The organism is Micromonospora sp. PTRAS2 (assembly GCF_054052245.1).
Map to the genome: position 1 here is coordinate 35,077 of NZ_JBSWBU010000007.1, position 19,932 is coordinate 55,008.

18 protein-coding genes are annotated in these 19,932 nt (G+C 74.9%); 11 read left to right on the forward strand and 7 right to left on the reverse strand.

Annotated elements, in window-relative coordinates; genetic code table 11:
• Positions 1 to 16 precede the first annotated feature (16 nt).
• The 5 genes from ACVMYR_RS21480 to ACVMYR_RS21500 all read left to right on the forward strand — a co-directional run bounded on the left by ACVMYR_RS21480 (position 17) and on the right by ACVMYR_RS21500 (position 6,542).
• Positions 17 to 727 carry a siderophore-interacting protein gene (locus tag ACVMYR_RS21480; protein WP_077940386.1) on the forward strand — a complete coding sequence of 237 codons (711 nt, stop codon included), beginning with the start codon at positions 17 to 19 and terminating at the stop codon, positions 725 to 727.
• Positions 724 to 2,202, forward strand: a complete 1,479-nt coding sequence (locus tag ACVMYR_RS21485; protein ID WP_457122552.1) for an MFS transporter — start codon at positions 724 to 726, stop codon at positions 2,200 to 2,202. Before ACVMYR_RS21480 ends, ACVMYR_RS21485 begins: the two co-directional genes overlap by 4 nt.
• Before the next feature lie 332 nt (positions 2,203 to 2,534).
• Entirely contained in the window at positions 2,535 to 4,748 is a 2,214-nt protein-coding gene (locus ACVMYR_RS21490; protein WP_457122553.1) for a carbohydrate-binding module family 20 domain-containing protein, read from the forward strand.
• Between the two features lie 176 nt (positions 4,749 to 4,924).
• Positions 4,925 to 5,503, forward strand: coding sequence for a GNAT family N-acetyltransferase (locus ACVMYR_RS21495; protein WP_077940384.1), 579 nt, complete (start codon positions 4,925 to 4,927; stop codon positions 5,501 to 5,503).
• 139 nt (positions 5,504 to 5,642) lie between these two features.
• The gene (locus ACVMYR_RS21500) at positions 5,643 to 6,542 is read left to right on the forward strand and encodes a siderophore-interacting protein (protein WP_396792567.1); all 900 of its coding nucleotides are present in this window, start codon (positions 5,643 to 5,645) and stop codon (positions 6,540 to 6,542) included.
• A 51-nt stretch (positions 6,543 to 6,593) separates the two neighbouring features.
• On the opposite strand, the gene ACVMYR_RS21505 is transcribed toward ACVMYR_RS21500, so the two are convergent.
• The gene (locus ACVMYR_RS21505; protein ID WP_457122554.1) at positions 6,594 to 8,204 is read right to left on the reverse strand and encodes an RICIN domain-containing protein; all 1,611 of its coding nucleotides are present in this window, start codon (positions 8,202 to 8,204) and stop codon (positions 6,594 to 6,596) included.
• Positions 8,205 to 8,377: 173 nt separating this feature from the next.
• Complete coding sequence (locus ACVMYR_RS21510; RefSeq protein WP_457122555.1) at positions 8,378 to 8,827, reverse strand: septum formation initiator; 450 nt, start codon at positions 8,825 to 8,827, stop codon at positions 8,378 to 8,380.
• Positions 8,828 to 8,928: 101 nt separating this feature from the next.
• Between ACVMYR_RS21510 and ACVMYR_RS21515 the strand changes: the two genes are divergently transcribed.
• The 4 genes from ACVMYR_RS21515 to ACVMYR_RS21530 all read left to right on the forward strand — a co-directional run bounded on the left by ACVMYR_RS21515 (position 8,929) and on the right by ACVMYR_RS21530 (position 12,551).
• Positions 8,929 to 9,621: a response regulator transcription factor gene (locus ACVMYR_RS21515; protein ID WP_043969193.1), complete on the forward strand. Its 693-nt coding sequence runs from the start codon at positions 8,929 to 8,931 to the stop codon at positions 9,619 to 9,621.
• Positions 9,618 to 10,901, forward strand: coding sequence for an ATP-binding protein (locus ACVMYR_RS21520; RefSeq protein ID WP_457122556.1), 1,284 nt, complete (start codon positions 9,618 to 9,620; stop codon positions 10,899 to 10,901). The genes ACVMYR_RS21515 and ACVMYR_RS21520 overlap by 4 nt, the downstream gene beginning before the upstream one ends.
• 100 nt (positions 10,902 to 11,001) lie before the next feature.
• Positions 11,002 to 11,502 (forward strand): PepSY domain-containing protein, encoded by a 501-nt coding sequence (locus tag ACVMYR_RS21525; protein WP_198956789.1) that lies wholly within the window; start codon positions 11,002 to 11,004, stop codon positions 11,500 to 11,502.
• A gap of 440 nt (positions 11,503 to 11,942) precedes the next feature.
• Positions 11,943 to 12,551 (forward strand): sigma-70 family RNA polymerase sigma factor, encoded by a 609-nt coding sequence (locus ACVMYR_RS21530; RefSeq protein ID WP_396792556.1) that lies wholly within the window; start codon positions 11,943 to 11,945, stop codon positions 12,549 to 12,551.
• An 85-nt stretch (positions 12,552 to 12,636) separates the two neighbouring features.
• Here the strand turns inward: ACVMYR_RS21530 and ACVMYR_RS21535 are convergent, their stop codons facing one another.
• The gene (locus ACVMYR_RS21535) at positions 12,637 to 13,434 is read right to left on the reverse strand and encodes a zf-HC2 domain-containing protein (RefSeq protein WP_457122557.1); all 798 of its coding nucleotides are present in this window, start codon (positions 13,432 to 13,434) and stop codon (positions 12,637 to 12,639) included.
• A gap of 342 nt (positions 13,435 to 13,776) precedes the next feature.
• Here ACVMYR_RS21535 and ACVMYR_RS21540 point away from each other — a divergent pair, with 342 nt between their 5' ends.
• Positions 13,777 to 14,493, forward strand: coding sequence for an AAA family ATPase (locus ACVMYR_RS21540; RefSeq protein ID WP_457122558.1), 717 nt, complete (start codon positions 13,777 to 13,779; stop codon positions 14,491 to 14,493).
• Positions 14,494 to 14,549: 56 nt separating this feature from the next.
• On the forward strand, positions 14,550 to 15,566 hold the full coding sequence (locus ACVMYR_RS21545; RefSeq protein ID WP_363634119.1) for a methyltransferase: 1,017 nt from the start codon (positions 14,550 to 14,552) through the stop codon (positions 15,564 to 15,566).
• A 43-nt stretch (positions 15,567 to 15,609) separates the two neighbouring features.
• On the opposite strand, the gene ACVMYR_RS21550 is transcribed toward ACVMYR_RS21545, so the two are convergent.
• The 4 genes from ACVMYR_RS21550 to ACVMYR_RS21565 all read right to left on the reverse strand — a co-directional run bounded on the left by ACVMYR_RS21550 (position 15,610) and on the right by ACVMYR_RS21565 (position 19,888).
• Positions 15,610 to 16,635 (reverse strand): methyltransferase, encoded by a 1,026-nt coding sequence (locus ACVMYR_RS21550; protein WP_457122559.1) that lies wholly within the window; start codon positions 16,633 to 16,635, stop codon positions 15,610 to 15,612.
• Positions 16,632 to 17,810, reverse strand: a complete 1,179-nt coding sequence (locus ACVMYR_RS21555; protein WP_228987088.1) for an aminotransferase class V-fold PLP-dependent enzyme — start codon at positions 17,808 to 17,810, stop codon at positions 16,632 to 16,634. The genes ACVMYR_RS21550 and ACVMYR_RS21555 overlap by 4 nt, the downstream gene beginning before the upstream one ends.
• Positions 17,807 to 19,120, reverse strand: a complete 1,314-nt coding sequence (locus ACVMYR_RS21560) for a tryptophan 2,3-dioxygenase family protein (RefSeq protein ID WP_457122560.1) — start codon at positions 19,118 to 19,120, stop codon at positions 17,807 to 17,809. The genes ACVMYR_RS21555 and ACVMYR_RS21560 overlap by 4 nt, the downstream gene beginning before the upstream one ends.
• Before the next feature lie 63 nt (positions 19,121 to 19,183).
• Positions 19,184 to 19,888 carry a tryptophan 2,3-dioxygenase family protein gene (locus ACVMYR_RS21565; protein WP_457122561.1) on the reverse strand — a complete coding sequence of 235 codons (705 nt, stop codon included), beginning with the start codon at positions 19,886 to 19,888 and terminating at the stop codon, positions 19,184 to 19,186.
• Between the last annotated feature and the right edge of the window lie 44 nt (positions 19,889 to 19,932).

Sequence of the window (19,932 nt, forward strand, 5' to 3'; positions counted from 1 at the left end):
CTTACTGGAGGGGTGCGTGAAACGGAACTGGGAAGCCCTGGTGCTCCGCGCGATGGGCGGCCGGACCTTCCGGCTCACGGTGCGGGGGACCGAGTCGGTGGGCGGGCGGTACCAGCGCCTGCACCTCGACGACGGCGGCCTGCTCGCCGAGTGCGGCGTCCACCCCACCATGTGGATCCGGCTGTGGTTCGACGACGACGGTCGGCCCCACCAGCGCGCCTACACCCTCGTCGACCCCGACCCGGCGGCCGGGCGGTTCAGCCTGGAGTTCGCCCTGCACGACGGATGCGCGGCCCGCTGGGCGGCCGCCGCCCGCGTCGGGGACACCATCGACGCCACCGTGCAGGGCAGCGCGTTCCGGCTGCCCGACCCCGCCCCGCGCCACCTCTACCTGGTCGGCGACGCCGCGTCGCTGCCGGCGGTCAACAGCCTGCTCGACGCCGCCCCCGACCTGCCCGCGACGGTCTGGGTCGAGTACGCCCACGACGACGAGAAGGCGCTGCCGTCCCGGGCCCGCCCCTGCCACGAGGTGGTCTGGGTGCCGCGCCGCGACGGAGGGCGGCACCTGGTCGACACCGTCCGGACGGCCCTGCCCGGCGCCGCCGACGCCCACTACTGGGTGGCCTGCGAGGCGGCCAGCACCCGCGACATCACCCGGCACCTGCGTCGCACCCTGGGAGTCGGCCGGCACCAGCTCACCGCGCTGGCCTACTGGAGCGCCCGGTGACGGCGACGCTGGGCACCCTCGCCCGCCCGCTGCGCACCCGGTGGCTGATCCTCGCGGTGCTCTGCCTCGCCCAGGTCACCGTGGTGCTCGACAACACCGTGCTCACCGTGGCGGTGCCCGTGCTCACCGCCGAACTGGGGGCCAGCACCGCCGACGTGCAGTGGACCATCAACGCGTACGCGCTGGTGCAGTCCGGGCTGCTGATCACCGCCGGTGGGGCCGTCGACCGGTACGGCCGCCGCCGCATGCTGCTCGCCGGCCTCGTCCTGTTCGGACTGGGTTCGCTGCTGGCCGCGCTCGCCGGGTCCACCGGCCAGCTCGTCGCTGCCCGGGCCGGGATGGGCGTCGGCGGGGCCCTGCTGGTCACCTCCACCCTGGCGGTGGCGATGCAGGTCTTCGACGCCACCGAGCGCCCCCGGGCCATCGGCGTGTGGGCGGCGGCGAGCGCGCTGGGCTTCGCGGCCGGGCCGCCCGTCGGCGGCGCCATCCTCGCGCACTTCCCGTGGGAGGCGATCTTCCTGGTCAACATCCCGATCGTGCTGCTCTGCCTGGCGGCGGGCGCGGCCCTGGTGCCGGAGTCCCGGGACCCGGCCGGCGGGCGGTTCGACGTGGGCGGGGTGGCGCTGTCCACCGCCGGCCTCACCGCGGTGGTGTACGCGATCATCGCCGGCCCGGAGCAGGGCTGGCTCTCCGTGCCGGTGCTCGGCGCGGCCGTGGGCGGCGCGCTGCTGCTCGTCGGCTTCGTCCGGTGGGAGCTGCGGGTCGCCCATCCCATGCTGGACATGGACCTGTTCCGCAACCGGCGCTTCGTCGGCGCGATCTCCGGCGTCGTCCTGATCACCTTCGGCGCCACCGGGGCCCTGTTCCTGCTCACCCAGCACCTCCAGTTCGTCCGGGGCTACCCCGCCTGGGAGGCCGGGTTGCGGATGGTGCCGTTCGCGCTGTCCATCGTCGTGCTCAACCTCGCCGGGGTGGCCGCGCGGCTGATCCATCGGCTGGGCACGGCCGCCGCCATCGCCGTCGGCATGACGCTGCTCGCCGGGGGCCTGCTGCTGGTCACCCACGCCCCGTCCGACGGCTACGCCGTGCTGCTGGCCGGGCTGCTCACGATGGGCACCGGCTGCGCCCTGGCCAACCCGGCGATCGTGGAGGCGGTGATGAGCGCGATCCCGCCGGAGAAGGCCGGGGCGGGCGCCGGGGTGGACGGCACGATGACGGAGGTCGGCAGCAGCCTCGGCGTCGCCGTGCTGGGGGCGGTGCTCAACGCCCGGTTCGCCGCGTTGCTGCCCGCCGCGCTGGCCGGTGCCGGCTCGTTCCCCGCCGCGCTCGCCGCCGCGACGGACGCCGAGCGCGGTCAGGTCACCGACGCCTTCCGGGCCGCGTCGGAGGCCGGGCAGACCGTCGGGGCCGTTGCCGTCCTCGCCGGTGGGCTGCTCGCCGCGTGGCTGCTGCGCCGGGCGCAGCGCGCCGGCTGAGGAGGGGCGTCGCGGCGACGGCGAACTGAAAGCAGCTGGAAACTCTTGCGGAGAAAGCTACGTCGGGTCGGGCGGCGCGTCAATGGCGTCCCAGTTTTCGAAGCGCGCTGGGTGCTCGCGCGGTGACCCGCCGCAGTGGAGTGTCCCGGGCTGGCCTGCGACTTTCCGGGGGAGTGTGACCGTTCACGTGGCGGCGGTGTTGCCGATGGGTTTCAAGAATCTTGCCGCAAGGTCTTGCAATCCCTTTCAGGTATGCCGCATCGTTTCGCTACCCGGACGGCCGTCCACACGCGTCAGTGCCTCTTCGACCCCGGAAGAAGGTTCCCCCTGTCATGGAATCCGTAGGGCCACACCCCCGTGGCCGCGCCGGTCGCCTGCTGCTCGCCGCCGCGATCGTCGCGGCCGGCGCGACACCGGCGATCGTCGCTGCCACCACCACCGCCACCCCCGCCCGTGCCGCCGTCGCCCTCAACGACAGCGAGGTGACGGCGAACCTGTGGGAGTGGAACTGGAACTCCGTCTCCGCCGCCTGCACCAACCACCTCGGCCCCGCCGGCTACGGCGCGGTCCAGGTCGCGCCGCCCCAGGAGTCGGTCAGCCTGCCCAACAGCGCCGACGGCGTGCACCCCTGGTACGAGGTGTACCAGCCGGTGTCGTACAAGCTGGAGAGCCGCTTCGGCAACCGCGCGCAGTTCGCGGCCATGGTCACCGCCTGCCACAACGCCGGCGTACGCGTGTACGTCGACGCGGTCGTCAACCACATGGCCGGCGCGAACAACCCGGAGTCCGTCGTCGGCTACGCCGGCACCGACTTCTCCGGCCCCGGCTACAGCTTCCCCGCGGTGCCCTACGGCACCGGCGACTTCCACCGGCCGGGCGACAACTGCCCGACCAACGGCACCATCAACGACTGGAACAACGAGGCCCAGGTCACCAGCTGCGAGCTGCTGTCCCTGACGGACCTGTACACCGAGAAGGACAGCGTCCGCACCAAGATCGCCGCCTTCCTCAACGACATGATCGGCCTCGGCGTCGACGGGTTCCGGGTGGACGCCGTCAAGCACGTCAAGAAGGAGGACTTCGCGGCGATCCTCGGCAAGCTGAACAACACCGTCGCCGAGAACAAGCGCCCGTACGTCGCCCAGGAGATCTTCGACGGCGCGAGCAACGACGCCCTCAAGGCGCGGGCCTTCATCGGCAACGGCGACGTGCTCGACTTCGCGTACGCCAAGGGCCTGAAGTCCGCCTTCCAGGGCTCGATCTCCACGCTCGCCAACGTCGGCAGCTGGAACCTCGACGCGCCCAGCGCCAACGTCTTCGCCATGGTCACCAACCACGACCTGGAGCGCGACGGGGTCGTGCTGTCCTACAAGAACGGCAGCGACTACACCCTGGCCAACTACTTCGCCCTGGCCTACCCGCACGGCAAGCCGTCGGTCTACGACAGCTTCTCCTGGTCCAACCGCAACCAGTCCCCGCCGGCCGACGGCAACGGCTACGTCACCGACACCGTCTGCGGCGGCTCCTGGAACTGCCTGACCCAGTCCACCGGCATCAAGGGCATGGTCGGCTGGGCCAACGCCGCGCGGTCGGTCAAGACCGTCTCGGACTTCACGGCGGTGAACAGCAACGTCATCGGCTTCCACCGCGGCGACCGCGCCTGGATCGGCATCAACGACTCCGGCAGCGCCGCGACCGCCACGTTCACCACCGGCCTCGCCGACGGCCAGTACTGCGACGTCGTCTCCGGCCCCGCCACCGCGTCCGGCTGCGCCGGCGCCACGGTGACCGTCTCCGGCGGCCGGGCGTCGGTGACGATCCCGGCCAACAACGCGGTCGCGATCCACGTGGCCGCCCGCCCCGGCGCGACCCCGTCGCCGACGGCCAGCCCCACGGTGTCCCCGACCGCGTCGCCGACGGCCACCCCGACCAGCAACCCGACCGACAAGATCGCCACGACCTTCACCGTCGGCGCGACCCCGGCCGCCGGCCAGGACGTCTACGTGGTCGGCAGCGTCGCCGAGCTGGGCTCGTGGGCCCCGGCCAGCGCCGTCAAGCTGACCGCGCAGGGCGGCGGCACCTACCGGGCCGTGGTCGACCTGCCCCGGTCCACGGCGGTGGAGTACAAGTTCGTCAAGAAGACCGCCGCCGGCGCGGTCACCTGGGAGTCCGGTGCGAACCGGACGTTCACCACCCCCGCCAGCGGCACCTACGCGGTCACCGAGACGTTCCGCGGCGACACCGTCACGAGCGGGCAGATCGCCACCTCGTTCGACGCCACCGTCACGACCAGCTACGGCCAGAACGTCTACGTCGTCGGCAACGTCGCGGCCCTCGGCGGGTGGAACCCGGCCAACGCCGTGGCGCTCTCCTCGGCCACCTACCCGGTCTGGCGGGCGACGGTCGACCTGCCCCCGAACACCGCCGTCGAGTACAAGTACGTGAAGAAGAACCCCGACGGCACCGTGACCTGGGAGTCCGGCGGCAACCGCACGTTCACCACCCCGGCCAGCGGCACCCGGACCAACACCGACACCTGGAGGTAGCCGCCGCGCACGCGGCGACGCGGGTGGCCGGCCCCGACACCGACGGGGGCCGGCCACCCGTCCGCGTACGTGCCCCGGGTGTCGCGGGTGGACGGGCGACGTGCGCGGCCGTCGATGGTGTGGCTAAGCTGCCCTGACCTGACCGTCCGTCACGGTGTCGTCTACCGAGGAGTCACATGGCGACCGCATCGACCACCTGCCGGCGACACGTCGAGGGGTTCGGCGAGGTGCTCATCCGCCCCGTCGAGCCGGCCCGCGACGTCGACGTGCTCCACGACTGGGTCACCCGGGAGCGGTCGCGGTTCTGGGGCATGCGTGAGGCCAGCCGCGAGCGGGTGCGCGAGATCTACGAGTACCTCGACTCGCTCGCCACCCACCACGCCTACCTCGTGCACCGCGACGGCCGGCCGGCGGCGCTGTTCCAGACGTACGAGCCGGCGGCCGACCCGGTCGGCGAGTGCTACGACGTGCGCCCGGGCGACTTCGGCGTCCACCTGCTGATCGGCCCGCCGGACGGCGGCGTCGAGCCCGGCTTCACCGGAGCGGTCCTCGACGCGTTCCTCGCCTTCGTGCTGGCCGACCCGGGCCGGCTGCGCATCGTCGCCGAGCCGGACGCGCGCAACGACAAGGCGGTCGCCCGGCTGGTCCGCGCCGGGTTCGTGCCCGGGCCGCAGATCGACCTGCCGGAGAAGCGGGCCCAGCTGCTCTTCCTGGACCGGTCGGTCTTCCTCGACCGGGTGGCCGCCCGGGGCTGAGCCGGCGGCCGGTCGCCCGGTGGAGGGACGGCCGCCCACCCCCGTGCGTGACTGTGTAAGGGTAGGCTAACCTGACCGGTGTCCGATGATCGACGCCGGGTGCCGTGGGACGGGACCCCGCCGGAGCCCGAGAGGCGCCATGACCCAGACCCTGCCCATCGCGCCGTGGCGGCTGTTCGACGTCGAGGTCCGCGCCGTGCGGCGGCTCAGCCCGTCGTTCGTCCGCGTCACCTTCACCGGCGCCGACCTCGACCGGTTCGCCGACAACGGCTACGACCAGCGGATCAAGCTGGCGCTGCCGCTGCCCGGGCAGGCCGGGGTGAACCTCCCCGAGGGCCCCGACTGGTACGCCCGCTACCGGGCCCTGCCCGAGCACCTGCGCAACCCGGTCCGCACGTACACCGTCCGGGCCGCCCGCCCGGACCTGGCCGAGGTGGACGTCGACCTCGTCCTGCACGGCGACGGCGGCCCCGCCACCCGGTGGGCCCGCCGGGTGTGCCCCGGTGACCGGGCGGCCCTGCTCGGCCCCGACGCCGGCTTCGACGGCGAGCACGGCGGCATCGAGTTCCGGCCGCCGCCGGCGGGCCGGCTGCTGCTGGCCGGCGACGAGACCGCCGTGCCGGCGATCACCGCCATCCTGGAGCGGCTCCCGGCCGACGCCCGGGGACAGGCGCTGCTGGAGGTGCCCGAGCCCGCCGACACGCTCGGCGTCGCCGCGCCGCCCGGCATGCGGGTCACCTGGCTGCCCCGCGCCGGCGGGCGGCACGGCAGCCGCCTCGTGCCCGCCGTCGCGGCGGCGGCCGACCTGCTCTGCGGCCCCACGCCGGGCGCCGGCCCGGTCGCCGACGTCGACGTCGACCGGGAACTGCTCTGGGAGGTGCCGACCCCGGCGACGCCGGTGCCGCTGTACGCGTGGCTGGCGGGGGAGGCCGGCGTCATCCGTACGCTGCGCCGGCACCTGGTGGCGGAGCGGGGGCTGGACCGGCGGGCGGTGGCCTTCATGGGGTACTGGCGGCTGGGCCGGGCCGACCCCGCCTGAGCCGCCGCCGGTGCGTCTGCGCCCGGCGGCGGCCCGGTGCGGCCCGCTCGCTCAGCAGCGGCTGATCGACGAGTTGTTCAGCGTGACGTTGCTGATGGTCAGGTTGTCCACGCACGGGTTCTCCACGATCCGGCTGTTGACCAGCGTGAAGTTGCGCAGCGTGATGTCACGGGTGCCGGGGAACTCGGTGCGCTCGGCGAGCCGCACCTCCCCGCCGCCGCTGATCGTGCCGCCACCGGAGGCGATGTTCACGCCGTAGCAGTTCTCGATCAGGATGGCGTTGTTGCCGGTGTTGGCGATGTCGACCCGGTCGATCGTCGCCCCGCCGGACTCGGAGACGCAGAAGATCCCCCGGCCGCCGCCGCGGGCGCGCACCGTGCCCACCCGGACGTTGGTCGGGTAGCTGTCGCCGACGCGGCCGTTGCGGTTGGCCATCCGGAACGCCGCGTACCCGGTGCCGGTGCCGGCGTTCTCCGCGTCGACGGTGGTGACGGTGGCGTTGATGGTCTGGTTGAGCAGCAGCCCCGACTCGCCGACGTTGCGGGCGGTGACGGTGCCGACGGTCAGGCCGTCGACGCCGTAGGTCTCGACGGCGTGCGAGCTGGCCCCGGAGACGTAGACGTTGTCGATGCGCACGTTGCGCGTCCACTGGCTGGTGTCGCCGCGGTTGTCGATGCGCACGCCCAGGCCGGCGGTCAGCCGCATGTCGATCTGCCCGAGGACCACGTTGGTGACGTTGCGCAGGAAGATTCCGTACAGCGGGCTGCCCGTGACGGTGAGGTGCTGCACCTCCACCTGTGTGGTCCCTCGGGAGTAGATGGGCGCCTGGTCGCCGGAGCCGGTGCCGGTCACGTTGATCGTGCCGCACACGTCGATGGTGGTGTAGCTGGGCAGCGAGATCCGGGAGCCGGCGCTCATCGAGCCGGAGCCGCGCACCACCACCCGCTGCTTGCTGGTGCGCCCGGCGGTCAGGCTGTTCACGGCGGCCTGCACGGCGGCGCGCATGTCGGTGCCGGTGTGGACCGTGCTGCCGCCGTTGCGGACCGTCCAGGTGCCGCCGCCGAGCACCGCCTCGGCCTGGAACGCGCCCGACCCGCAGTCGGCGGCGGCACCGACCCGGACGAGCTGCCACTGCTGGTTGGCCCCGCCCAGGTCCTGGTACTGCGAGATCATGCCCCCGTCGGCGGTGGACCAGCCCCACACGTCGAGGGCCTTGCCGCTGTGCCGGTTGACGAACCGGACGTATCCGCCGGCGGAGTCGGCGAGCCCGAAGTGCTGCCGGGTGTTGCCGCTGACCGCCGGGTTCTGCACGAGCGGGGTGCCGTCGACGGCGTTGGGCAGTTCGAGGACCTTGCCGCTGTGCGCGGAGCGGATCTGGTAGTAGCCGCCGCCCACGTCGACGAAGCGCCACTGCTGCACGGCGAGGTCGTTGCGGGCGTACTGGTTGACCGGCGCGCCGTCGGCGGTGGACCAGTCGTACAGGTCCATGGCCTTGCCGCTGTGCCGGTTCACGAACACGTACGTGGCGCCGGTGTCGACGGCGGCGGCGGAGGCGGCCTGCGGGGCGACCGCCACGGCCGCGCCGACCAGGGCGAGCGCGGTGGCGACCGGCAGGCCGAACCGCCGGGCGCGGGGGCGTCGACGGGGGACGGGGAGTCTCATCGGTGCTCCTTGGGTGCGGTGGCGTCGGACCGGCCGCGCCCGGGAGCCGGTGGGCCGGCGGGACGGATCGGCAAGCGCTTTCCGAGCAGCGACCATCATCGATGCTTTCGTTCGTCTTCCGCCGTGTCAAGGCGTCGCCCGTCGCGTCGCCCACCGGCTGCCCGTCGCCGTGGTCAGTCGTCCGCGACCGCCACCGGCTCGCCGCCCACGCACCGCACCTTCAGCTCGTGCTCCCCGCCCGGCCCGACGAAGGTGACCTCGACGTCGTCGTCCGGCCCCCGGTCGACGTCGGCGACCCGGTGGTCCTGCGCGGGGGCCCAGGAGACCAGGCGTACCCCGCCCGGCCCGCACTCGGCCACGGCCGTGCCGCCGGCGGTCGCGAAGGCCCGCCGGGCACCGGGGCCGGCCGGCCCCGTGGGCTCGCCGACGCCGGGGGAGGAGGCGCCGGAAGCCGTGGGCGCCGGCGTGGCCAGCGCCCGCTCGACCTCCTCCTGGCTGCGCACCCCGCCCGGGGTGCCGGTGATGCTCTCCCCGACCAGCCGGATGGCGGCCACCCCGACCAGCGTGGCGAGCGCGGCGGTGGCCAGCCACCCCGCGACCGCGAGTAACGAACGACGACCCATTCCCCGACTATCCCCGATCGAGGGTTGACCGTGGCATGGGACGACGCTAAGGGAGGGTTAAGAGCCGGGCCGGCGCCTGCCGGTGCGGCTAGCCTCGTCGTGTGCCCCGCCTGCTGCTGATCGAGGACGACCTGACCATCCGCACGCCGCTGGTGCGGGCGCTGCGGGACCGGGGCCACGCCGTGGCCGCCGCGTCGACCGCGATGGACGGGCTGCGCGACGCCCTGGACAACCGGCCGGACCTGGTCGTGCTCGACCTGGGCCTGCCCGACCTGGACGGGCGGGAGCTGCTGCGGATGCTGCGGGCGGTCAGCGCGGTGCCCGTCATCGTGGCCACCGCCCGCGACGACGAGACCGAGATCGTCCGGGTCCTCGACGCGGGCGCCGACGACTACGTCGTGAAGCCGTTCACCGCCGCCCAGCTCGACGCGCGGGTCCGCGCGGTGCTGCGGCGCGGCGCGGGCACCGGGGCGGACGATCCCACGCTCGTGGTGGGCGGCCTGCGCGTCGACCCGCGCGCCCGCCAGGTGACCCTCGACGGCGTCGCGGTCGAGCTGACCCCGCGCGAGTTCGACCTGCTGCACCATCTCGCCGCCCGCCCCGGCGAGGTGGTCACCAAGCGGGAACTGCTCACCGAGGTCTGGCAGATCCCCTACGGCGGCGCGGACAAGACCGTCGACGTGCACCTGTCGTGGCTGCGCCGCAAGCTGGGCGAGAACGCCCAGCAGCCCCGCTACCTGCACACCGTGCGGGGCGTGGGCGTGCGGCTGGAGCCGCCGGGCGGCGCGGCGTGAGGGCCCGCCTGGCGCTGCTGGCCGCCGCCGTCAGTGTGCTTACCCTCGTGGCGTTCCTCGTGCCGCTGGCGCTGCTGGTGCGCGCCGTCGCCGAGGACCGGGCCACCGTCCGGGCCACCGCCGACGCGCAGAGCCTGGTGCCCGTGGTGGGCACCGCCGACGCCGAGACCATCCGGCTGACCGTCGAGCAGCTCGCCGCCGAGTCCGGCCGCCCGGTCAGCGTCTACCTTCCCGGCGACACCGTGCTTGGCACGCCCGTCCCGCGTACCCCCGCGGTGGCCCTGGCCGAACGCGGGCAGAGCCTCACCGCGGAGTCCGACGCGGGACGCGAGGTGGTGATCGCCGTGCAGGGTCGGCCGGACGGCACCGGGGTGATCCGCACGGTCGTGCCCCGCGCCGAGCTGACGGCCGGGGTGACCCGGGCCTGGCTCGTGCTGGCCCTGCTCGGCGTGCTGCTGGTGCTGGTGGGGCTGGCCGTGGCCGACCGGCTGGCCCGCACCCTGGTCCGGCCGATCACCGAGCTGTCGGCGGTGTCGCACCGGCTCGCCAACGCCGAGCTGGACGCGCGGGTCACCCCCGCCGGCCCGGCCGAGCTGCGCGAGGTGGCCGGCGCGCTCAACCACCTGGCCGGCCGCATCCAGGTGCTCCTGGCGCAGGAACGCGAGCAGGTGGCCGACCTGTCCCACCGGCTGCGCACCCCGCTCACGGCCCTGCGGTTGGAGGCCGAGTCGCTGCCCGACCCGCAGGACGCGGCCCGGATCGCCGCCGCGGCGGACGCGTTGGAGCGGGCGGTGACCGGCCTGATCCGCCAGGCCCGCCGCGACCGGTCACCGGCTGCCGCCCCGAGCGCCTGCGACGCGGCCGCCGTGGTGGCCGACCGGGTGGCGTTCTGGTCGGTGCTGGCCGAGGACACCGGACGGGAGGTCCACCGTGACCTGGCCGGCGGGCCGCTGCCGGTCGGGGTGCCCGCCGACGAGCTGGCCGCCGCGGTCGACGCGCTGCTCGGCAACGTCTTCGCGCACACCCCCGACGGCACCGCGTTCACCGTCCGGCTCGCCCGGCGGGACGGGCGGGTGCTGCTCGCGGTGGCTGATTCCGGCCCCGGCATGCCCGCCGCCACCGTGGCCCGGGGCGCGAGCCCGGCCGGGTCCACCGGTCTCGGCCTGGACATCGCCCGCCGGGCGGCGGAGGCCGCCGGGGGCCGGCTGGAGCTGCGCACCGCCCGCGGCGGCGGGGCGGAGGTGCGGCTCTGGCTCGGTCCGCCGTCGTCGGGCTCCTAGCGCCGGCACGGCCTTAACCGGGCCTTAGCGTCGGTGCAGCGCGCCGCTATCCCGCCGGGACCGATCCTTCTAGGCAGGAACACGAGGAAAGGTGCCCGAGATGAAGCGCAACTCCCTGATCATGGCGTCCCTGGGCGGCGCGGCGATGCTGGCGGCGGCCGGGGTGGCCGTCGGCGTCACCGCCGCCGACGACCGGGTGGCTCGCACCACGCTGACCGCCGCCACCGCCGCCCCGGCGGCCACCACCCCGGACGACGGCGCGAGCGGCACCCCGACCGGCGCTCCCACGGCCACCGGCGTGCCGTCGGCCACCAGTGCCCCGGCGGACACCGGTGCCCCGGCCGGCAAGGTCGACCAGCAGCGGGCCGGCGAGATCGCCCTCGCGCGGGCCGGCGGCGGGCGGATCGTCGAGATCGAGGCCGACGACGAGAACGGCCGGGCGGTGTGGAGCATCGAGATCGTCGACGGGCAGACCGAACACGAGATCGACGTCGACCGCAACGACGGCACCGTGGTCGAGGCCGAGAAGGAGCCGGTGGACGGCGACGATCACCACGACGCGGACGACCGCGACGACGATGACGACCGCGACGACGACTGAGTCGGACGGCGGGCCGAACGCCCGTACGTCACCATGAGACACGAGCGGGCCGCCCCCGATGGGGGCGGCCCGCTCGTCCGCGTCGGGCGGCGCCCAGGCATCCCTGCCCCAGCTCCGTGATCAAGAGGTTTACGTCATCGTCGAGATCAACCCTGACGCTTTTCTCTTGATCACCGAGGCGGGTGGGAAGGGGCGGGGTGGGTGGGGAACGGGTGGGTGGGAACTTTTTGGGGGTGGGGGCCGACAAACCGGGGTGCGGCGCTTCCGGGCGGCGTATCGAGATCGGCCCTTCGCCCCGGCGGAGGGTGCCAACCGCCGGAGCTGGGCCGGGAGACAGACCACGTGAACCGAGCAGCGTCGCGGACCGTACCGGTCCAGGTGAGCGCCCGACGGCACCGTCCGTCGCGGCCGACGATCGGCACCGGCGCGGACGGCCGCCGGTGAGCGGCCCCGGTGGCGGAGCGGGGTGGGCAGCCGGCGCGGGGGCCGACGACGAGCAGGTGACCCGCTGGGCCCGACTGGCCGGCGCGGGCGACCAGCCGGCGGCCGCCGCGTTCGTGCGGGCCCTGCAGGGCCCGGTGTGGCGGTTCCTGGCCCACCTCGCCGGGCCCGGGGAGGCCGACGACCTCACCCAGGAGACGTTCCTGCGCGCGCTGCGCAGCCTGCCCGGCTTCGCCGGCCGGTCCTCGGCCCGCACCTGGGTGTTCAGCATCGCCCGCCGCGTCGCCGTCGACCACGTCCGCACGGCGGTGACCCGCCCGCGCACGGCGGCGTTGCCGGACTGGCAGGCGGCGGCGGAGGGCGCGGGCATGGCCGAGCCGGGCACGGACGACGGGGTCGTCCTGCGCCAGCTGATCGCCGGTCTGGCCCCGGAGCGCCGGGAGGCGTTCGTCGCCACCCAGGTCGCCGGCCTGTCGTACGCCGAGGCGGCGCAGGTGTGCGGCTGCCCCGTCGGCACGATCCGCTCCCGGGTGGCGCGGGCGCGGGAGGATCTTGTGGCGGCCTGGCACGCCGACAGCCGGCCGACCCGGTCGACGCGGGCCGGCTGAGCCCACCCGGCGCCCGCCCCGCGGGTCGGTGGGCCGCCCCCGCGCCCGGTCCAGACGCCCTCGGGTCGCGGGAACCGGTGCCCGGTCAGGCGGCCTGCCGGTCGTCCCGCCCGTCGGGAGCCGCGGTGGGGTGGGCGTGGGCCCGCGCCGAGTACGGGTGCGGGGGCAGCAGCCGCAGCGCCGGCGCCGACGGTTCGGGCGCGTCCAGCTCGACGCGCCAGCGGGATCCCGACGACCGGCCCTGTCGGGGCGCGGGCCCACCCGGCCGCAGGCCGGGGCGCGACAGCAGCGCGGTGAGCACCCAGCCGAACACCAGGATCGCGTGGCTGACCAGCCGCGACACGGCGACCTGGCCGGTCACCAGGTCGTTCACCGACAGCAGCACCAGGGTCGCCACGAAGGCGCTGAGCATCGGCAGCACGCCGGCCGGCGGGAACCGCCGTACCGCCACGAACAGGAATCCGGCGCCGACGGCGACGTTCCAGGCCGCCGACTCGTGCCACAGGTGCTGCCCGGTGGCGTGCGCGTGGGCGACGGTGGTGCCCCGGCCCACCTGCACCAGCCCCAACACCACCTGCACCGCCCCCACCAGCCCCAGCGTGGCCCGCAGCCCGGCGACCAGCCGCTCCCGCCACCGCCGCGCCGACCACCGCCGCCGCGTCGGCGGCGCGGCGGCGACGGCGGCGAGCACCGTGTCGGCCAGGTCGGGCGTCGCCGTCACCACCCGGGTACGCGCCCGGCGGGTCACCGCCGCGGCCGTCTCGAACCACGCCCGGCAGTCACCGCACGTGACCAGGTGCCCCTCGGCCGCGACCCGCTCGGTCGGGGTCTCCTCCCCGTCCAACTGGGCCGACAGCATCTCCCGCCACCGCTCGCACCGCATGTACCGATAGTCGCTCGGCGGCGCGGCGTGGTTCCCGCGCGATCCGGCGGGCGTCGGGACGTGCTCCGACGGCGAGGCGCCCCGCAGTGGATCTCGGCGACCCGGCCGAGCGCTCGGCGGCCCGGCCGGCGTCTTCGGCTACGGTGGGCGCATGGGTTGCTTCGCCGCGATGGACGTCCGCGCCGCCGCATAGCGGCGGTATCGCGGTTGCCCGTGACCGCGGCCTCGTCGCCCGCCCCGTCGGGGTCAGGGCCGGGCGTACCGCCGGATCGGTGTCCCGCCGGCAGCCCGCGCGTCTCGGCGTGCTGCCGGATCGTCCCGCGTGATCCGGGGAGCAGACCCATGTCGCAGCATTCTCGTCCACCGCACCAGGCCACCTTCGCCGGCCCGCCCGGGGCGTCCCGCACCGGAACCGACAGGCTCGCCGCACCCGCACCCGCACCCGCACCCGCGCCCGCCGCGACGCCGAACCGTGACGTGCCGCCCGAACCCGCCACGATGTTCCTGATGGTCGGGCTCCCCGGGGCCGGGAAGACCACCCGGGCCGAGCAACTCGCCGCGGCGCACCGCGCGCTGCGGCTGACCCCGGACGAGTGGATGATCCCCCTGTTCGACGGGTCGCAGCCCGACGGCAAGCGCGACCTGCTGGAGGGACGGCTCATCGCACTGGCCCTGCAGGCGCTGCGCCTGGGCGTGGACGTCGTGCTCGACTTCGGGCTCTGGAGCCGCGACGAACGGTCGGCCCTGCGCTGGCTGGCCGCCTCGGCCGGGGCGGCCAGCCACGTCGTCTACCTGCCGGTCGACCGGGACGCCCAGCTCGCCCGGATCACCCACCGCTGGGCGACGGCGCCGCACACGACCTTCCCGATGAGTGTGGCGGACATCGACACCTGGCGGGGGCAGTTCCAGGCACCGGATGCCGCCGAACTCGGCGGCGACGTTCCCGGCCCGCCGCCGGGGTGGCGTGGCTGGTGGGAGTGGGCCGTGGACCGGTGGCCCTCGCTCGCGCACGGCCGTGCCGTCGAGGGGCGGGGGCGAGACCGGCCGGCGGGCGGGTAGCCGGATCCCCGGAGTGTCCACTGTGGATTGACCGCGGGCTGTGATCTCATGCTTTCATGATCAATCCCTCTCCTCTCATGCGCCTCGTGGCCGGCGTCTGGGGGTTCAAGACCCTCGCCGTCGGCGTCGAGTTCGGGCTGTTCACCCGCCTTGCTGGCGGCCGGACGATCACCGTCGCCGAGGCCGCCGCCGAGTTCGGGCTCGACGAGCGCCCCGCCGACCTCCTGCTGGCCGCGAGCGCGTCCCTCGGCCTGCTGGAGCGGGCCGGCGACGGCTACCGCAACACCGAGCTCGCCGAGCAGTTCCTGGTGGAGGGGCGGCCCTACTACTTCGGTGCGCAGGTGCGCTACTCCGACCTGCGCACCTACCTGCCGTGGCACCGCATCGCCGACGCGCTGCGCACCAACCGGCCGCTGACCTGGGACCCGCAGTCCCAGCAGTCGCTGTTCGACACCGTCGACCCGGAGATGGTGGCGCAGTTCTGGGACGCCATGTTCTCCACCTCCAGCTTCACCGCCCGCGCGCTGGCCGACACGTACGACTTCGGGGCGCACACCCGGCTGCTCGACGTCGGTGGCGGGGCCGGGGCGTTCCCGATCGAGTTCTGCCGCCGACTGCCGCAGCTGCGGGCGACGATCCTCGACCTGCCCCACGTGTGCGCGAAGGCGCAGGAGCGGATCGCGGCGGAGGGCCTGGCCGACCGGATCGGCACGGTCGCGGGCGACTTCCTCGCCGACCCGGCGCTGCCGGGCGGGCACGACGTCGTCCTGCTCAGCATGATCCTGCACGACTGGGACGAGCCGACCAACCGGGCGCTGCTGGCCAAGTGCCACGCCGCGCTGCCGCCCGGCGGTGCGGTCGTGATCTGCGAGCTGCTGCTCGACGACGACCGCACCGGCCCGCCGGAGGCGGCCCTGATGGGCATGAACATGCTGGTCGAGACCGAGGGCGGCAAGAACTACTCCGGCGCCGAGTACGCGGCGTGGCTCGCCGACGCCGGCTTCGTCGACATCGAGCGGCTGACGTTCGACGCGCCGGGCGCCAACGGCGCCGTGGTGGCCCGCCGGGCCTGACGCGCGGCCCGGGTCGGGCGGGCACCAGGCCCGCCCGACCCGGTCAGGCTGCCGGTTTGTACGCGGTGACCAGCTCCCAGCCGCCGGGCAGCACCGCCACCCGCTCGAAGCCGACCTCCTTGAGCAGCCCCGTGTAGAACTCGACCTCCCGCAGCCGGCTGACGCAGGTGTCGACGCCGATCAGGAAGTAGCTCCAGAAGAACTGCATCGCCAGCCGGTCCGGGGTGCGGAACTCCTCGCCGATGAGCAGCAGCCCGCCCGGTTCGAGGGCCCGGTACGCCGCCTCGACCAGCCGGCGGGCGACCTCGTTGGGCCAGTCGTGCAGCACCCGGACGAACGCCAGCGCGTCGTAGCCGGTCGGCAGCGGCTCGGCGAAGAAGTCCCCGCCGACGAAGCCCAGCCGGTCCGGGTGGCCGCAGCGCTGCCGGGTGCCGGCCACCAGGGGCGCCACCGCCGGCAGGTTGAACACGTCGGCCCGCAGGTGCGGGGCGTCGTCGAGCACCCGGGCGGCGAGGGTGCCGTCGCCGCCGCCGACGTCGAGCAGGCGGCGCCGGTCCGCCCAGAGCCGGTCGGCGTGCCGGTGCAGCGTCTCCAGCACCGGGCCGAGCCCGACGGCCATGCTCCGCTCGAACGCGGCGGTCTGCTCGTCGGTGCGCGGCGGCCACGCGAAGTCCTCGTCGGTCAGGCCGACCTCGCCGCGCAGGCTCTCGGCCAGCCGGCCGTGCAGCACCCGCCACGGGTAGCGGTCCCGGTCGCGCTCGACGGCGTCCGGCCCGACGACCGCGGCCACGGCGTCGCGCAGCCCCGGCTCGGCCCGGTAGCGGGCGGCGGCGATGTCGTCGTCGGGTTCCTCGCGGGTGACGACGCCGAGGCTCTCCAGGCAGTCCAGGAACTTGTACAGCCGCAGCGGCCGGAAACCGAACCGTTCGGCGAGGTCACCCAGGCGGGCGGGGCCGGGCTCCAGCGCGTCGAGCAGGCCCAGGGTGAGGGCGGTCTCCAGCACGTCCATCGCCTTCGGGCCGTTGGCGAGCAGGCTCATCAGCGCCCGCGGCGACAGGGTGACGTTCACCGGCGAACCTCCTCTTCCAGCGCGTCCATGAACACGTCGACCTCCTCCAGGGTGTTGTAGACGTGCGGGCCGACCCGCAGCCAGCCGCGCCAGCTGCAGATCACGTCGCGCGCGGCGAGCCGCCGCTTGACCGCCTCCCCGTCGGGCACGTCGAGGCAGACGACGCCGCCGCGGCGGTGCGGCTCGGTCGGGCTGACCACCGCGATCCCGGCGGCGGCGGCCCGCTCGATGATCCGCCCGGTGCAGGCCAGGGAGTGCCGCCGGATCGCGGGCACGCCGACGCCGGCCAGCAGGTCCAGGCCCACCTGGGAGATCAGCGAGGTGAGCGGGAACGGCGTGCCGCCGGCGAACCGTTGCGCGCCGGCCGCCCAGCCGGTCGACGGCCGGAACGTCAGCGCGACGTCCCCGGCCTGCCAGCCGGTCGCCGCCGGTTCCAGCCGGGGCGTCAGGTCCGGCCGGACGTAGCAGAAGGCGGTGCCGACGCCGCACAGCCACTTGTGCGCGCCGCCGAGGACGACGTCCACGCCCAGCGCGGTCACGTCCAGCGGCAGCACCCCGACCGTCTGGAAGGCGTCGACGACCACCAGGGCGCCGGCGTCGTGGGCGTGGGCGACGAGCCGGGGCAGGTCGATGGTGTCGCCGGAGGCGAAGCTGGCGTGCGGCACGCACACCAGCAGCGTCCGCTCGTCGATGCGCGCCTCGAGGGCGTCCTGGTCGAACCGGACGCCGCCGGTGGCGACGACGTCGGCGTGCGCCCCGTAGCGGCCGAACGCGTTCCAGACGAACGGCACGGTCGGGAACTCCAGGTCGGTGGTGACGACCCGGTCGCGGGGCGGGCGGTAGTCGAAGCAGGAGGCGATCCGGGCCAGCAGGGTGCTCAGGTTCGCGTCGGTGACCACGCTGCCCGCCGGCGCGCCGATGAGCGCGGCCACCGAGTCGGCGTACCGGTCGAGGCCGACGTGCCAGCCCTGCCACACGTCGTCGCGCCAGCCGCGCAGGGTCTCCCAGTAGTCGGCCAGGACCCGCTGCGCGCCCTGCGGGACCGCGCCGGTGGAGTTGTTGTTCAGGTAGACGCAGGTGCCCAGCAGCGGGAACTCGGCGCGCAGGGCGGCGTGCGCGTCCGCGTCGAGGCAGCGCGCCTCGTCGGCGGCCGGGGCCGGGTCGGGTGTGCTCACTCGGGACAGCCTCCGGTGTTCGTCGGCGGGGCCGCCGGGCACGGGTCGTGGCCGACGGCGGTGAAGACGGGGGTGGAGCGGACGGCGGCCAGGTAGGGGGTGCCCTCCGTGTAGCCGGTGCCGGGGCGCGCGCCGAGCATCCGGACCGCCAGCCGGTGGTGGGTGCGCCGCCACCCGAGCACCGCGTCGGCGAAGGCGCGCATCTCCCGCTCGACCCGGTCGCGGTCGGCCCCGGCGAGCCGGCCGGCGCGCACCGCCGCCCGGTGGGCCGCGTCGACCGACGGGTGCCCGGCGAGCACCCACTCGCGCACCTCCGGCACCGAGCGGTAGGCCGCCGAGTCCAACCGCGACCCCTCGGGGGTACGGCAGAGCGACTCCACCAGCTTGTAGGAGCGCGACTGGATGGCGCTGGCCCCTTCGGTGTACTCCCGGAAGGTCCGGAAGGACTCCGGCTGCATGGTGGCCAGCAGTGAGAACAGTGGCCCGGCGGCGGCGAGCCGGTCGCGGGCGTACGCCAGCCGGTCGGCCGCCGCCGCCGGGTCCCCGGCGGTCAGGGCGGCGACGGTGCCGCGCAGCTCGTCGGCGAGCCCGGCGAAGACGCACTCGTACGCCTGGAGCACCCGGACGAACAGGTACTCGTCGTGCGACCGGTACACCGGCAGCATGCTCAGCCGCAGCCGGCGCTCCTCGTCGTCGGTGACGTCGGCGGCGGCGAGGGCGTGCAGGGCTCTCGCCGCGGCGGCCGGCTCCCGTTCGTCGACCGTCCGCGTCGGGTCCAGCCGGGACACCGCGGGCAGCGCGGCCCGGACGCCGAGCCGCAGGCGCTTCGCGACCGTCTCCGCGCCGGGGCGCTGCTCGGGCAGCAGGGTGGTGGCCCCGGCCGCGGCGGTCAGCTCGAAGTCGAGGGCGTCGGCGACCAGCCGCAGCAGGAGCCGGTCGGAGGCGCGGCGGGCGTCCGCCGGGTCGGTCTGCGGGGTGTTTCCCGGGCCGGCGACGGGGTCGTCCGCCGTGCAGGGCAGCCGCAGCAGGGGTAGCGCCAGGTAGCTGCGGTAGTCGTACCGGCCGTCCCACTTGTCGAGCGCGACGTCGAGGAAGTCACGCAGCAACCGGTGCGGGTCCGTGGGCCCGCCGGCGGCGCGCCCCGCCGCCGCGACGACGCGCGTCCGAATCTCGTCGAGAAGTGCGAGCAGTTCTTTTTCGACAAAGTGTTTACCGACGCGCTGGAACTCGCCGAGCACCGCAGAGTAGGGAAAGTCACCGGGATCGGATAGGCCGGACCGCCAAGACGTCAGCTCACGCACGAACGGCACCTCAACATTACGATCGTGTTAAATACGGACGGTGAGGAACCGACGATTTCGGCGGCGGCCGGGTCAGGCCCGCGGGGCGGCCGGCGCGGGGCCGGCGGCACCCACCCGCAGCTGCCACAGCTCGGGGAAGAACCGGTGGTCGATCAGCCTGGCGAGCATGGTCGCCGGGCTGCCCGGGGTGCCGGCCGGGCCGTGGCCGCCGATGCGCAGGGCCACCTGGTAGTGCCGCACCCGCCAGGACGCGACCCGCTCGTCCCACTCCACCATGGCCTCGGCCAGCCGGTGCAGCGGATCGGCGGCGTCGGTGCCCGGCAGCGCGGACACGTCGACGCCGAGGGCGGCGAGATGGTCGGCGAAGGCCCGCCCGAGCCGCCGGCTGGCGGCCTGCACCTGCCGCCAGCCAGGCGATTCGGCGCCGGAGCCGTTGCCGAGCGCCGGCTGCATCGCCTGGAAGTCGGCGGGGGACAGGTGGCGGAACATCTCCAGCTGGTCGGTGACCAGCCGCACGCCGAGCGTCGCCCGGGTCAGCAGCAGCTCGGCCGCGCCCGGCTCGCCGGTGTCGAGCCGGGCGGCGGCCTCGCGCAGCTCCGACGCCGCGAGCTTGAGCCACAGCTCGGTCGACTGATGGACCACCTGGAAGAGCAGCTCGTCGCGACAGATCACCTGATCCGGGCCGCGCTGCAGGTCGAGCAGTTCGTCGACGCGCATGTAACGCGCGTAGTCGGTGTCGCCGTCGCCCGGCAGCACGGGTGAGTGGTCCCGCTTCACGGAATTGTCCCCTTCGGTTGGCGTCGGGGCACCTGGACGCGACC

Coding starts and splice junctions, on each gene's coding strand:
- ACVMYR_RS21535 (WP_457122557.1), bottom strand. CDS start 13,434: ATGCGGTGCGAGCGGTGGCGGGAGATGCTGTCGGCCCAGTTGGACGGG.
- ACVMYR_RS21510 (WP_457122555.1), bottom strand. CDS start 8,827: ATGGGTCGTCGTTCGTTACTCGCGGTCGCGGGGTGGCTGGCCACCGCC.
- ACVMYR_RS21495 (WP_077940384.1), top strand. CDS start 4,925: ATGGCGACCGCATCGACCACCTGCCGGCGACACGTCGAGGGGTTCGGC.
- ACVMYR_RS21500 (WP_396792567.1), top strand. CDS start 5,643: ATGACCCAGACCCTGCCCATCGCGCCGTGGCGGCTGTTCGACGTCGAG.
- ACVMYR_RS21490 (WP_457122553.1), top strand. CDS start 2,535: ATGGAATCCGTAGGGCCACACCCCCGTGGCCGCGCCGGTCGCCTGCTG.
- ACVMYR_RS21545 (WP_363634119.1), top strand. CDS start 14,550: ATGATCAATCCCTCTCCTCTCATGCGCCTCGTGGCCGGCGTCTGGGGG.
- ACVMYR_RS21540 (WP_457122558.1), top strand. CDS start 13,777: ATGTCGCAGCATTCTCGTCCACCGCACCAGGCCACCTTCGCCGGCCCG.
- ACVMYR_RS21525 (WP_198956789.1), top strand. CDS start 11,002: ATGAAGCGCAACTCCCTGATCATGGCGTCCCTGGGCGGCGCGGCGATG.
- ACVMYR_RS21505 (WP_457122554.1), bottom strand. CDS start 8,204: ATGAGACTCCCCGTCCCCCGTCGACGCCCCCGCGCCCGGCGGTTCGGC.